This is a genomic window from Thermoleptolyngbya oregonensis NK1-22 (assembly GCF_032705245.1).
GTDB classification, from domain to species: Bacteria; Cyanobacteriota; Cyanobacteriia; order Elainellales; family Elainellaceae; genus Thermoleptolyngbya; species Thermoleptolyngbya sichuanensis.
Map to the genome: position 1 here is coordinate 4695965 of NZ_CP053540.1, position 13962 is coordinate 4709926.

Here is a 13962-nt window from a genome sequence, read left to right on the forward strand (position 1 = left end):
AGACGCTGGCAGGAAGAATTGCCGCCGATTTCAGGGAAACAAGGGCAGGAGCCAGGGCTTTGGCGCGGGTTTAGTCTCGGCTGCCGACTTCTCTCCCTTGCTTATTGCTCCGATTAGCATCCATAAACACTAAGACGGGCCGCGCTGTTCGATAATAAAGATTGCTTGCTAAGACGCACCGACTCTGCCCGTTCTTTGTAGATTGGTCAGAGAGAGCAGACTGGTCAAAAGATTGGTCAGAGCAAGCGCTTTCCCACCCCCTTTTTCCTGCATTTCTATCGCCCAAGGCACCCAGCCATGAAAAAACTAATCAAGGGTCTGCGTGAGTTCAAAAAGAGCTTCTATTGCACTCATATCGACCTCTACGAAGAACTGGCACAAGGGCAGCATCCGAGGGCGCTGATTGTCTGCTGTGCCGATTCGCGGGTTGGGCCGGAACTGTTGACCAACGCAGAACCGGGTGAAATTTTTGTGATTCGCAATGCGGGCAATATCATTCCGCCCTATGGCGCAACCAACGGCGGCGAGGGCGCGTCAGTCGAGTATGCAGTAGAAGCGCTGGGCATTCGCAACATTGTGGTTTGCGGCCACTCTCACTGCGGCGCGATGAAAGGGCTACTCAAGCTGAACACGCTCGAAGAAAAGATGCCCTTGGTCTATAACTGGCTAAAGCACGCCGAGGCGACTCGTCTGCTGATCAAGGAAAACTATACCCACCTGGAGGGAGAGGAACTGCTAAACGCCACGATTGCAGAAAACGTCCTGACGCAGATCGAAAACCTGAAAACCTATCCGTCGATTCACTCCAAGCTGTACGACGGCACGCTCAAGATTTACGCCTGGATCTACGACATGGATCGCGGCGAGGTGTGGGCCTACGATGCCGAAAAGCACGCCTACATTCCACCCCATGCCCAACTCCCGGAGGACGATCTAGATCCCGATTTGCTGACGGATGCGCCAGTCGCTTGCGATATGCCAATGAGTTCGGCAGCGAGCGCCCCTAACAGCAAAAGCAGCAGTGCAACGACCAGCAACACCTGGTATATCAACAGCACAAGTAAAGGTTCTAGCGGTAGCGGTGGCGCTGCGGCGGCAAATGGCAATGGCGCGTCGAACGGCAATGGCGCATCTAAGGGCGTAACATCTGCCCCATCTGCTGCGTCAGAAACTTCTAGCTCAGGTGCGTCTCGCGGGGCGCACTGGTTTCCTCGCACGCGCCTGTCGCCAGAACAGCAGGATCGCATTTATCGAGGCTCTGGTTCACGCTAGGCAGTGTCTTAAAACGTTCTAGGCCGTTGATTGTCCTGAGTCGCTCCCCCTAAATCCCCCTTGAAAAGCAGGACTTCCGGAGCGGTGTTGCCCAGTTCCTCCCTTCCTAAGGTGGGCTAGGGGGGATCAAAAGGTTTTAAAGCACGCCCTAGTGTTTGATTAGGGTTTTGAATCTTAGATTGGCGATTTTGGATTGCCTATAGCACTTCTGCAAACTTCCACGACAGCTTGCGATAGACCAGCGTGCCGATGATAAAGAACAACACTGCATAGCCCGCGCTGATCAGCAGGTAGTGTCCGTCGATATAGCCGTAAAGAAACAGGTTTCGCCAGTTAATCATCAGCGGCGCGGCCGGATTCAGCGGAATCAGCGGGCGGAATCGCTCAGGAATCATATCCGCCGTGAAAATAATCGGCGTAAAATAAAATACAAACGTCATCACAATCTGCGTGAGCCGCTCAATATCCCGCAAAAACAGGTTCAGCGTCGCCAGCACCAGCGCCAGCCCATAGACGGTAAAAAGTTGAACCACCATCATGACGGGCAGCCCGTAGAGCCACGCCAGCGTCGGCGATTTGCCGTAAATCACCATGAAAATGAGGATCACAGGCAGCGACAGCAAGAAATGCACCATGTGATTCAGAATGGTGGACAGTGAGAGGATATTGCGCGGAAAGTTGAGCTTTTTGATCAGGCTGGCATTGCCAACAAACAGGTTGGGCGCAGAGCCGACGGAGTTTTGGAACCACTGCCAGGGAAACAGCCCCGACACCAGAATCAGCGGATAGCCCTGAACCGCGACGCGCATGATGCCGCTGAAGGCGATGTAATACACCATTGCAAAGGCCAGCGGGCTGGCGATCGACCAGAGATAGCCCAGAAACTTGCCCTTATAGCGGACTTTGAATTCTTTTTGAAACAGAACAAACAGCAGATCGCGGTAGTTTTCGAGCTGATGCTGGTTGAAGGCGAACTTCACACCCCGCTGTCGAATGGGTTTCAATGCTGTCATAGGCTTGTGCCAAAACGCTCCTCGTTCAAACGCCACACTCTCTGTCTACAATCTTCCTAGCCGCTGGCCTGTCGTCCGGTTGCTGTCGGTGCAGCCTGCTGGATTGCCACGAGCGTAGTTTGCAATTGTTCACACTCGATGCATGATAATACTCTACTCTAAGGCGCTACGTCTCTAGGTGTCATGGGTTGGTGGAGCGGGGGAAACCTCGCGTCGTGAAGCCTGTCGCGCCAGCCCCTTGCCTACCGATTCAAGCTGCGCCACACCCAGATCCCATGAGCTATCCCGTGCGAAAGACTGTGCCATGAAGATTGCCGTTGTCCATGAGTGGCTGGTCACCTATGCCGGGTCGGAGCGGGTGTGCGAGCAGATGTTGCAGCTTTATCCCGAAGCCGATTTGTTCAGCCTGGTGGATTTTTTGCCGGAGGATCTGCGCTTTTTTATTCAGCATCGCCCGGTGACGACTTCGTTTTTGCAGTATTTGCCGTTTGCTAATCCGCGCTTTCGGGCCTATCTGCCGCTGATGCCGCTGGCGATCGAGCGGTTTGACCTGTCGCCCTACGATGTAGTTTTGTCGAGCCACCATGCGGTAGCCAAGGGCGTGATGACCCGCGCCGACCAGCTTCATATTAGCTATGTGCATACGCCTATCCGCTATGCCTGGGAAATGCAGCAGCAGTATTTTCAGGAAGCTCGGCTGCGGGGCCCCAAGGCGGCGATCGCCCAGGGAATTCTCCACTACCTGCGCCTGTGGGACGTTGCCTGCGCGAATCGAGTGGATCATTTCATTGCAAATTCCCGGTTTGTAGCTCGTCGAATTTGGAAAACGTATCGGCGGCCTGCGGAGGTGATCTATCCGCCTGTGGCGGTGGATCGGTTCTCGCCAGCGGAAACCCGCGAGGACTTCTACTTTACGCTGTCGCGGTTTGTGCCCTACAAGCGAGTCGATTTGGTGGTAGAAGCGTTTACACAACTGGGCTTGCCGCTGGTGGTGATTGGCGACGGGTCAGAATTTCGGCGCGTGGCGGCCCTGGCGGGGCCCACGGTGCGTCTGTTGGGCCGACAGCCCGATGACGTGGTGCGCGACCACATGCAGCGCTGCAAGGCGTTTGTCTATCCGGCCGAGGAAGACTTTGGCATTGCGATGGTGGAAGCGCAGGCGGCGGGTGCGCCCGTGATCGGCTATGGTCGGGGCGGGGCTGCGGAGACGGTGATTCCTGGCAAGACGGGGATTTTGCTGCGGGAACAGACGGTGGCGGCGATCGTCGAGGCCGTGCGATCGCTCGAAGCGGGCAATTTCCAGTTTCACCCCGACGACTCTCGCCAAAACGCCGAACGGTTTAGCCCAGAACGCTTTCGCGCCGAGCTAGCGCAATTTGTAGATCAGCAGTGGGCAAAATTTCAGCAGGGATGAGGTAAAGATCCCCTAAAGTAATAGCGTGAGGAGTAACGGAACGCAATGCAACTTAACCGAACCCTACGTCCGGCGCTATCTGCTTTGAGCATTTCCACCCGCACCGTTCCAACGCTGGTGGGAATGATTGGCTCCGATCTGCTGATGCTGAGTCTGGCAGGAACGATCAGCGTCTATCTGCGCTGGTTTCTAGATGGCAAGTTTCAGCCGCTCCTCTACTGGCAACTGCTGCCGCTGATGGGGCTATTTGTGTTGGTGTATGCCGCGATTGGGCTATACCCTGGCGTGGCCCAAAGTCCGGTCGATGAGTTCCGCTGCGTCACCATTGGCACGAGCCTGGTGTATTTTCTGCTGGGTGTGACGATTTTTTTGCGGCAAAGCGGCGAGGTCTACTCACGCGGCATTTTTGTGATGGCGTGGCTATTGTCTATCGTGCTGGTGCTGATTGGGCGATCGCTCACACGACACTGGTTTGCCCGCAAGCGCTGGTGGGGCTATCCCGTCGTGGTGCTGGGGGCGGGCAAGACGGGCGAAATGGTGGTTCGCACGCTGCAAAAGCGTCCCCGCATTGGGCTGCGTCCGGTGGTGGTGCTAGATGACGACCCCGCCAAGCACGGCTCGCTGCACGGGGTTCCGGTGATGGGTGGCATTGATCTGGCTCCCATGATTGCGCGATCGCGCCGCATTCCCTACGCCATCGTGGCCATGCCCGGTGTGCCCCGCGTCCGCCTGCTGGACGTGATCGAGCAGCACACCCAGACCTTCGCTCACCTGCTGGTCATCCCCGATTTATTCGACTTTTCTAGCCTCTGGGTCGAGGCGCGAGACATGGGCGGCATCCTGGGGCTAGAGGTGCGGCAGCAGTTGCTCTTGCCGGGGCCGCGCCTGGTCAAGTTTGCGCTAGATCGCATCATTACCCTGTTCGGCGGGCTGCTGGTGCTGCCGTTTATTATCCTGATTGCGGTGCTAATTCGGCTCGATTCGCCGGGCCCCATTTTCTACGGGCAGACCCGCATCGGGCAAAATGGCGAACCGTTTAAAGCCTGGAAATTCCGCTCGATGGTGCAAAACGCCGACCAAGTCTTACACGATTATCTAGAAGCACACCCCAAGCTGCGCCGTTCCTGGGAGCGCGACCACAAGCTCCGCCGCGATCCACGAGTTACCCGTGTCGGTCGGTTTCTGCGGCAGACCAGCCTGGATGAATTGCCCCAGCTTTGGAACATCCTGCGCGGCGAAATGAGCCTGGTGGGACCACGCCCGATTGTGGATGAGGAGATTCCGCGCTACGGCGACAAGTTTGCCCTGTATACAAAGGTCACGCCGGGGCTGACGGGGCTGTGGCAGGTGTCGGGGCGCAACAATTTGTCCTACAAAGAGCGGGTGAATCTGGATGCCTACTACGTCCGCAACTGGTCGGTGTGGCTGGATTTGTATATCCTGATGCGGACGGTGTGGGTGGTGCTGTCGGGCGAAGGAGCCTACTAACGTGGCGGGGCAAAAAGCCAGACGCGAACCTATGCGGTTTTGGGGGCAAGCGCTCTCGCTGCGGGCGGTGTGGGGGTCCGTGTGGAATTTGTTTTGGGTCAGCCTGATGGCCATGCCCTACGTTTCCTATCTGGGGCTGCTGGGCATGGTGGCGGTGACGGCACGGCTGTGGTGGTGGTTTCGGCGGGCAGGGCTAGACAGGGTGACGGGCGGCGGGCTGCTGCTACTGAGCGGGCTGCTGCTGCTCAGCACGCTATTTGCCTACGATCGAGGCGAAGCGCTGCTGCAACTGGCGAATTTTTTGCCCTACTTCCTGTTTTTCGCCATTCTGCCCTACTTGTTGAAACGCGCTGAACGGCTTGCCCAGATTGCCCTGGGGTTGGTTCTAGTTGCCATTCCCATCAACCTGATCAGCCTGGTGGAATACATTATCAAAATTCCCCGAATGCCCGTTTGGTGGCGGCATTTTCCGCTGTTTCGCTGGATTCGATCCGCCCCCCACAAAGGCCGGGCAATGGTGATGTTTGACCACCCCAACGCAATGGGCAGCTTTTTGGTGCTGGTGATGGCGCTGGGGTTGGGGCTGATCCTCTATCGGCTGGCGCTGGATCGGGACGTTGTGCCACACAGTCTGCCAGACTCCGCAGAGTCCGTTTGGTCAAACCGCCAACCCGACGCACAAAACGCTGCGGCAACTGCCCTCCAGTCCGTTCCCCTGCGTTTGATTTCCGGCGCGACCTTGCTCAACCTGCTGGGCATTTTCTGCACCGGGTCGCGCAATGCCCTGCTGCTGGCGGTGCTGCAACTGCTGTGTTTTGCGCTGGTGGTGGCGCGGTCTAGCTGGAAGACCGTGGCGGCGGCGCTGGGCGGGCTAGGGGTGATGGTCGGCGGCGCAGCGGTGATTGGCATTGGCGGGCGATCGCTCGACTTGGCGACCTGGGCAGATGACCCCCGAACGAAACTGTGGGGCGCAGCGGTGCAGATGGTGGGTGACCACCCCTGGCTCGGCTGGGGCCTGGGCAACTACAAGCTGGTGTATCCGCAGTACCTCACGCCCGACCTGATGGCCCTGTCGGATTTTCAGGACATCTCCCATGCCCACAATCTGTGGCTAAACCTGGCAGCGGAGGCGGGCATTCCGGCAATGCTGCTGCTGACGCTGCTGGTGGGGCGGATCTGTGCGCGGGGTGTGCGGCAACTGCTGGCCAAAAGCCTGAAGGCCCCAGAGCGTGGCATTTTGTTTGGCTATGTCTTGGGCTTCTTCAGCAGCGTCGGCTTTGCGCTGTTCGATGTGCCGCTATACGATTCGCGGGTCAACGTGCTGAACTGGGTGCTGCTGGCAGGAATTTTTAGTTTTGCTGCCAAAAGATCAGCCAATTCCTCGCCTCTACCCTAGAGTTCTCTCGCTGGCTTCCTATCGAAAAACCGTGCTGACCATAATCGTCAGCATTGCCGTTGCAATCAGCCCAAACGCCAGAATCACCACCTGATTCGATGCCTTTTGGCAGGCATCCACGCGCACATTCGTCTGGCTCAGTTCTTGCTTGAGTCTGTCTACCTCTGCCTTGAGGGTGTCCAGACGCTCTAGGACTGCTTTTTGAAAACTGTCGGATGTGTCGGCGGCTTGCATAGGGCGTTGGGGTCGGTCGCAAGTTCTTGACTGGGAGTGGCTGAAAATCTTGGCAATTTGCCAATTGCCAATTTGCCAATTAATTTCTTCCCAACCAGTCTACTTCTAAATATCTAGCCACAGATAATCTAGCCGCACCATGCAGCAAATCGGGAGGAAGGGCGATCGCCCTTACCTCCCCTACCCTGATTGCCAAAGCTAGACATAAATCGCCAATCGCCAAAAATCGAGGATTCGGTACTCTACCCAGATAGAGGGTACTGGACGGGCGATCGCCTTAGTGTTCTCTGGTCATGCTCTTGTATCTAGGGCGAGTGTATCTGGGGCAAGTTTTCCACTACTCCGTTGCAGAACAGCAGCGGAAAACTTCAACGAAGCTTACTGCACCGAATTAACGTCATCGGGCCCAGAGACGATAACATTGATCCATCGCTCAAACCGCTCGGGATCGACATCAAATTTCACCCTTAGTCGCTCAGGAGTGCCGCGATAGTTGGCCGTAGGCAAAAACCGAACCCAGGCATTACCCGATAGAGACTGTCCAGTTTGCACAGGTAGCCAAGTTGTACCATCGTTAGAAAATTGCCATACGCCCTGGGTAGCATTATTTGGCACAGACAAGACTGAGGCAGCATTGATGGGTCGGCTAAAGATTTGACTCAACACTGCGCCGGATGGATTTGCAGTATTGCCTACAACAGCAGGAAGTGTAGCATCGAGAGAGCGTTCAGGACGAGCAACAATCGAAACAGATGTGCCTGCCACATTGGTAAAAGTGCCGCTGAGCGGTGTCAGGATACCTGCCTTAAAGAAACTGCGGGTGTATTCAGCGTAGGGGGTCAAGAATTGATTGGCAATGTACCGCTTTCCGTGATTGTCTGTGACGTTACTCAAATCAGCGTTATTGATACCTTCAAGCTGATCGGTGCTGAGCTTGATAGTGACCTCAGGGCGACCGGTAGGGCTATCTTCTCGGGCATTGTCGCTGGATCTCAGCGTACCGCTGTAGGAGATATCAAAGCTGACTTTGGCGATCGCGCTATAGTCCACATTAGAAGAGGTTTGGATAGCCACTACATCAATGGTTCTCTCTGAGCGGGGTGAGATAGGAGCGCTGTATTCGGATGAATCTGTAATCGTGCGAGTTTCCGTCCGGCTATCTGTCCAGCCTTGCTCCGCAGCAATGCTCAGTTCGGTCTTCTGATCCACAGTGAAGGGAATCTGTAGACTCAGCGTAGTTTTTAGCCCCTGTGTGAACTTGTAAGTAGTGCTGTGGAGCACAGCTTCAGAAACACTGTAGGTCAGGTTTCTGCGGATAGTGCCAGGGGAAGGGTCAGCATTGGTCGCAGTATAGGAGGTGGCGATAATTGGCGTACCAAGACCGGATCGCGGCGTGCCATACCGAAATGATCCCGGATCAATGGCTACCTGAAAGTTGCTCAGCGTTATAGATAGCCGCTTGTCTGCGCCTAGCCCGGAAGCAAAGGAGTCTGTGCCGTTATAGCGAGCGCGTAGGACATAGCTGGGGCTGGACACAGTGCCCGTGTTGATGATTTCAAAATCGTCCCCCACGTACTGGCTTCTGGAGCCTGCGGCATAGGCAAAGCCCAGAGCGTGGGCCAGATGTGCTAGTTGGCGGACAATTTCGGGATTTCTGACGACCTGATTGGCCACTTCAGTCAGGTTTTGTGCCGTCAAGTTCGTTGGGGCGATCGCTGCTGTGTTGTCTCGCAACAAGAGCAATCGCTCTGAGTCACCTTGCCCATTCTGGTAAAAAACATTCTGACCCGCCGCCTTGCCGTTGCGCGATTCAGCGCCCTCTACCGGGAACATAGGAAAGCTCGTGCCCCCTGCTACACTGTTGCCCTGGAAGGTAATTCCAAAGTCTTGGATTAGTGTCGCCCCCTCCCGGACAAAAATAGCACCCCCCAATCCAGCGCCCCCGCCGCCCCGACCGGCAACCTTACTGCCGGTGTTCCCAGCTTGACCTGCTTCACCCACTCCACCATAGGCTCCCGCTGCGCCGCCCGGGCCACCACCGCCATAGTCTGCTCTAGACAAATCGTCACGGTCTTCACCACCACCACCACCACCGCCGCCGCCGCCACCGTATCCGCCGTTTCCGCCCGAACCACCGCTACCTGCATGGTCTTTCGCAACTCCGCGGCCGGTTGCAGCCCCGCCACCGCCGCCGCCACCGCCGCCGCTGCCAAATTCACCATCTGCCCCTTTCCCGCCCGGGTTGCCGTTGCGCCCACTACGCCCGCCGCTATGCCCCCCGCCAGCGCCATTGCTGCCGTTTAATCCGCCGCCAATACCGCCTGCAATCCCGTCGGGCTGATAGTTCGGGCCACCGCCGCTATAGTGGCGATTGGTTGAGGAACCAAGAATGATGCTGTTGCCTCCGACGGCTCTGTTGTTGATAAAGCGGCTATTATGCAGCGTGACAACGCTTCCTGTATCGAGAAATAGCGCCCCGCCTGCGCCCAGACCACCGCCGCCGCCGTTGATGCCGTTGCCGCCTTGTGCCAGTCCGTTGGCAAAGGTCAAGCCCGAAATCTTCACGTTGGCTCTGCCAATAGTCATGATTTGCACGAGGTTTTGACCATTGAGGGTTGTGTTACCGTCGTCTTGCAGATGCAGGTCGTTGCCTGCGGCTATGAGCAGAGTGCTATTCAGCGCGATCGCCCCCGACACCCCTGTCAGATCTACTAGGTCCAGACCGGGGGTAGCAGCCGCATCAGCGATCGCCTGACGCAGAGAACCCGGCCCGCTGTCATTATTGTTCGTTACTCTCCAAGTATTGGGCCCGGTGGGGCTAGCCGAAAGGCGTGCAGCAAAGACCAAGGTGGCACTCCAGAGCATCACACTAGCCAGAGCCAACTTTCTTGAAACGGCTGGAGAATTGATCGAATGGGCAAATTTGTTTGGTGTTCTCATGGCTTGGATGCTCCCTACAGGTGAATGGAAAAACTAGAATGGCGAGCCGCCAAAAATGGCTTAAAGCTGCCCTTCTAAGAGGACTTAGGCTCAAACCGGAGCAATCAGCACATGACTGAACATCCTGTTTTCTGTGCAGTTGTGGCTTGATGACTCGCTAGCTGTTCAATCGACTGCTCAGTCTGCCTTCAGCGATTGATCAAGCCTGCAATTCAGATTTCTACTCCAATTTTGTTCAAGCATTTTACAAAGCTAAACCCCTGACAAAATACAGTCCTAAAAGACGGAGAGGTTCCTGAGCAAACGTCTGAACGAACGACAGACAAGATAACGTTACACAGGACTAAAGCTCGAACAGTACGATGAACTAGCCTTGAAGAAGATTTGGTTATGCTTAATGGGCCTGAAGCGAGCTTGAATCTTCGCTTTAGGCGTTTTCTCTTTAGTTTATTGGCATATCAAATGAGGCAAGGCTAGAGGGCGATTGAAAAATCTACGGTGATTGGATAATACCGCGAGTCTTTAAAGATTGCCCGGCGATTTTATCAAGGTTTTAGATTAACCCAGGTTTAAGAAAATCCAAAAACCGGGGTAAGCACTGCCTGATCTACCTCTCGCAGAACTATCATTAGATACTCTTAGGCTTACGCGCTGGTGATGAATTTTCCCGTTAGTGTCCTTAGTTTTTCGTCACCTCGATCTGGCAATCTCTAAAACCCTGACAGCATGGTCACTCTTGCTTTGGTCGTTTTGACGGTGGTGAATAAATCGAGACACTAACGCTAACCGAATCTCAAAGGGAATCGACGCTAGCAAAATACGGGCCTCTGCACGGTCGTATTCTGTAAACACCCATCGAAACGAATCTGTTCTGGAATACTGCTCAACATGACGTGTGTATTAATTAATCAGCAGGTATTCCTGAAAGGTCTGAATCGTGCGATAGGCTAAAAATTTCTCGTCCCGATCGTAGCTTTTGGTCGATTTTGAAAGCACCTCAGCAATCATCATCGGATTCGTCAGCGTGTCATTTCGCCCGGTTTGCCGAACCAGCGGACGTGGCACCACCATCACCTCTGGATACGTATACAGTTGGCGATCGGGAATCCAGAGTCTTTGGTCAAAGGCAAAGATACTGTGGGGCTGCCCCTTCAGGCTCACCCGCAACGCAGCATTCAAAATGCTGACCATTTCATTATGCTCCGGGGTTCCACCCGTCATAGGAACAATGACCCCGTTGATATACTCATGCCGAAGCTCGGAACTCACCTCCCGTTCCAGATACTCATCGGGCGTATAAAACCGTTTCTCTTCAGCTTGCATCATCACCAAAAAGCCAAAAGTCAGGGCAAGCCTTGCCTGCCCCAACTCTAGCTTAGAGAAAGTTGCTCAAGCGAAACGCAGCCGCAATCAGCGTCAGATCGACGCAACGAGCTTCGCTTCTTCCTCTTTGGGAATCACCCGCCCCTCGTCCTCAAATCCCACAATCTGGTCGAAGTTGAGATAGCGATAGAGGTCGCTGGCAAACGGGTCGATCTTCTTCGTCACGATCTCCATGTATTCTTCTACGGTCGGAATACGACCCAGCAGGGCGCAGACCGCCGCCAATTCTGCCGACCCCAGGTAGACCTGTGCGCCTTTGCCCATGCGGTTGTTGAAGTTGCGGGTGGAGGTGGAGAACACCGTCACGCCGTCATCGACGCGGGCCTGGTTGCCCATGCAGAGCGAGCAGCCGGGCATCTCCGTGCGGGCCCCTGCTGCGGCAAAGATGCCGTAATAGCCCTCTTCGCGAAGCTGCTGTTCGTCCATGCGGGTGGGCGGGGCAATCCACAGGCGCACCTTCACCGGGCCCGCGCCTTCCAGCACCTTTGCCGCGGCGCGATAGTGGCCGATATTGGTCATGCAGGAGCCAATGAAGACCTCGTGAATCGGGTCGCCCGCGCATTCCGACATCAGCTTGATATTGTCGGGGTCGTTGGGCGCGGCTACGATCGGCTCCTTGATCTGATCCAGATCTACCTCAATGATGTCGGCATATTCTGCATCGGGGTCAGCACTCATCAGCGAGGGATTGGCCAGCCATGCCTCCATCTTGCGGACGCGGCGGAGGATCGTGCGGGCATCGCCATAGCCCCGTGCCACCATGTTCTTCAGCAGCGCCACATTGGACCGCAGATATTCTGCCACCGTGGCCTCGCTCAGCTTGATGGTGCAGCCTGCGGCGGAGCGTTCGGCGGTTGCGTCCGTCAGTTCAAAGGCTTGCTCCAGTTGCAGATCCGGCAGTCCTTCCATTTCGATGATGCGACCGGAATAGACATTCTTCTTGTTTTCTTTGGCAACCGTCAGCTTGCCCTGCTGAATGGCAACGTAGGGAATTGCGTTCACCACGTCGCGCAGCGTTACGCCCGGTTGCAGCGTGCCCTTAAACCGCACCAGCACCGACTCTGGCATGTCCAGCGGCATTACGCCCAGCGCAGCCGCGAAGGCCACCAGCCCAGACCCAGCCGGGAAGGAAATGCCCAATGGGAAGCGGGTGTGGGAGTCGCCGCCCGTACCCACGGTATCTGGCAGCAGCATCCGGTTTAGCCAGGAGTGGATGATGCCGTCGCCAGGACGCAGAGACACGCCGCCGCGAGAGGTGATGAAGTCGGGCAGGCTGTGGTGGGTCTTGATATCGACGGGTTTGGGGTAGGCGGCAGTGTGGCAGAAGCTCTGCATCACCAGGTCGGCGCTGAAGCCCAGGCAGGCGAGTTCCTTTAGCTCGTCGCGGGTCATGGGGCCGGTGGTGTCCTGAGAGCCAACGGTGGTCATGATTGGTTCGCAAGACGTACCGGGGCGCACGCCCGGAAGACCGCAGGCCTTGCCCACCATCTTTTGCGCCAGGGTAAAGCCTTTGCCTGTGTCGGCGGGCATTTGCGGGCGGATGAACAAATCGCTGGGGGGCAACCCCAGGGCCATGCGGGTTTTGTCGGTGAGCGATCGCCCAATGAGCAGGGGAATCCGTCCGCCTGCCCGCACCTCGTCCAGAATGGTGTCGGGCTTGAGCGTAAAGGTGGAAATCACCTCGCCCGCCTCATTGGTGATTTCGCCCTTATAGGGATAGATGGTGATCACGTCGCCCGTTTCCATCTTCGTCACGTCGCACTCGATGGGTAATGCACCAGAGTCTTCCATCGTATTGAAGAAAATAGGCGCGATCTTACCCCCCAGGCAATAGCCGCCTGTGCGCTTATTGGGCACAAAGGGGATGTCTGTGCCTATGTGCCAGAGGACGGAGTTGGTGGCGGATTTGCGAGAAGACCCCGTGCCCACCACGTCCCCGACGTAGGCCACAGGATGTCCTTTTTTCTTCAGTTCTGCAATCGTTTCGAGAGATCCCGGCTGGCGGCTTTCCAGCATCACCGTCGCGTGGAGCGGAATGTCGGGGCGGGTGGTGGCGTGGGGCGCGGGCGAGAGGTCGTCGGTGTTGGTTTCACCGGGCACTTTGAACACCGTCACCGTGATGGCTTCGGCCAGCGGCGGGCGGCTGGTGAACCAGTCTGCATTGGCCCAGGCGGTCATGATTTGCTGGGCTGATTCGTTGCCGCTTTCCGCTAGTTCCTGAATGTCATGAAACGCATCGTAGATCAGCAGCGTCTTGCTGAGGGCGGCAGTGGCGGTGGCAACGACCTCTGCATTGGGCGAGTGCAGCAGGTCGATGAGCGATCGCACGTTGTAGCCCCCCATCATCGTGCCCAGGAGTTCCGTGGCGTATTGGGGCGAGATCAGCGGGCTGGTGGCTTCTCCCTTGGCGATCGCCGTTAGAAATCCCGCCTTTACGTAGGCCGCCTGATCAACCCCCGGCGGAATGCGATCGCGCAGCAAACTCACCAAAAATTCTTCTTCACCCGCCGGTGGATGCTTCAGCAGTTCGCACAATTCGGACGTTTGCTCAGCAGACAGCGGCAGCGGCGGAATCCCCAGCGCTGCTCGCTCTGCGACATGGTTACGATAGGCTTCCAGCATGATTAATTCTTGCTCCCAAACACCAGCGAAAGGGCGTGAATGATGTTAAACCGATGTTAAACGGATTTCAAGCGAACCGATTTCAAGCGAACTAATTTCAGGCGCACTAATTTCAAGAGCAACATCTTATCTCTACGCTAACGTGGCGAGAGTTATTGGTGAGCAGTTTGAGGATAGGGTCTAAAGGAACAGGTCAGGCC

9 protein-coding genes and 1 pseudogene are annotated in these 13962 nt (G+C 56.2%); 4 read left to right on the forward strand and 6 right to left on the reverse strand.

The genetic code is table 11. The annotated features are described in order from the left end of the window. Window positions 1–297 precede the first annotated feature (297 nt). A complete protein-coding gene (locus tag HNI00_RS19620; RefSeq protein ID WP_316788696.1) occupies window positions 298–1272 on the forward strand; it encodes a carbonic anhydrase in 975 nt (324 codons plus the stop codon). Window positions 1273–1469: 197 nt separating this feature from the next. Here HNI00_RS19620 and HNI00_RS19625 read toward each other — a convergent pair whose 3' ends face one another. Continuing rightward, window positions 1470–2285, reverse strand: coding sequence for an ABC transporter permease (locus HNI00_RS19625; protein WP_277772554.1), 816 nt, complete (start codon window positions 2283–2285; stop codon window positions 1470–1472). A gap of 174 nt (window positions 2286–2459) precedes the next feature. Continuing rightward, entirely contained in the window at window positions 2460–2591 is a 132-nt protein-coding gene (locus HNI00_RS19630; RefSeq protein ID WP_316788701.1) for a hypothetical protein, read from the reverse strand. Between HNI00_RS19630 and HNI00_RS19635 the strand changes: the two genes are divergently transcribed. Genes HNI00_RS19635 through HNI00_RS19645 form a run of 3 tightly spaced genes read left to right on the forward strand, consistent with a single transcriptional unit; the run spans window position 2590 to window position 6583 of the window. Beyond that, window positions 2590–3699 (forward strand): glycosyltransferase family 4 protein, encoded by a 1110-nt coding sequence (locus tag HNI00_RS19635; RefSeq protein ID WP_316788703.1) that lies wholly within the window; start codon window positions 2590–2592, stop codon window positions 3697–3699. The genes HNI00_RS19630 and HNI00_RS19635 overlap by 2 nt on opposite strands. A gap of 45 nt (window positions 3700–3744) precedes the next feature. Further along, window positions 3745–5187, forward strand: a complete 1443-nt coding sequence (gene wbaP, locus HNI00_RS19640; RefSeq protein WP_316788705.1) for an undecaprenyl-phosphate galactose phosphotransferase WbaP — start codon at window positions 3745–3747, stop codon at window positions 5185–5187. Window position 5188: 1 nt separating this feature from the next. Next, entirely contained in the window at window positions 5189–6583 is a 1395-nt protein-coding gene (locus HNI00_RS19645) for an O-antigen ligase family protein (protein WP_316788707.1), read from the forward strand. An 18-nt stretch (window positions 6584–6601) separates the two neighbouring features. Here the strand turns inward: HNI00_RS19645 and HNI00_RS19650 are convergent, their stop codons facing one another. The 4 genes and pseudogenes from HNI00_RS19650 to acnB all read right to left on the reverse strand — a co-directional run bounded on the left by HNI00_RS19650 (window position 6602) and on the right by acnB (window position 13762). Next, a complete protein-coding gene (locus HNI00_RS19650) occupies window positions 6602–6817 on the reverse strand; it encodes a ssr2422 family thylakoid membrane protein (protein WP_316788709.1) in 216 nt (71 codons plus the stop codon). 378 nt (window positions 6818–7195) lie between these two features. Continuing rightward, a complete protein-coding gene (locus HNI00_RS19655) occupies window positions 7196–9664 on the reverse strand; it encodes an aerolysin family beta-barrel pore-forming toxin (protein ID WP_316788711.1) in 2469 nt (822 codons plus the stop codon). 783 nt (window positions 9665–10447) lie between these two features. Continuing rightward, a pseudogene (locus tag HNI00_RS19660) lies at window positions 10448–11083 on the reverse strand (Uma2 family endonuclease). Window positions 11084–11173: 90 nt separating this feature from the next. Beyond that, window positions 11174–13762, reverse strand: coding sequence for a bifunctional aconitate hydratase 2/2-methylisocitrate dehydratase (gene acnB, locus HNI00_RS19665; RefSeq protein ID WP_316788715.1), 2589 nt, complete (start codon window positions 13760–13762; stop codon window positions 11174–11176). Between the last annotated feature and the right edge of the window lie 200 nt (window positions 13763–13962).

Excerpts from the sequence above, each read along its gene's own strand:
- HNI00_RS19620 (WP_316788696.1), top strand. The coding sequence starts at position 298 with ATGAAAAAACTAATCAAGGGTCTGCGTGAGTTCAAAAAGAGCTTCTAT.
- HNI00_RS19625 (WP_277772554.1), bottom strand. The coding sequence starts at position 2,285 with ATGACAGCATTGAAACCCATTCGACAGCGGGGTGTGAAGTTCGCCTTC.
- HNI00_RS19635 (WP_316788703.1), top strand. The coding sequence starts at position 2,590 with ATGAAGATTGCCGTTGTCCATGAGTGGCTGGTCACCTATGCCGGGTCG.
- HNI00_RS19630 (WP_316788701.1), bottom strand. The coding sequence starts at position 2,591 with ATGGCACAGTCTTTCGCACGGGATAGCTCATGGGATCTGGGTGTGGCG.
- wbaP (WP_316788705.1), top strand. The coding sequence starts at position 3,745 with ATGCAACTTAACCGAACCCTACGTCCGGCGCTATCTGCTTTGAGCATT.
- HNI00_RS19650 (WP_316788709.1), bottom strand. The coding sequence starts at position 6,817 with ATGCAAGCCGCCGACACATCCGACAGTTTTCAAAAAGCAGTCCTAGAG.
- acnB (WP_316788715.1), bottom strand. The coding sequence starts at position 13,762 with ATGCTGGAAGCCTATCGTAACCATGTCGCAGAGCGAGCAGCGCTGGGG.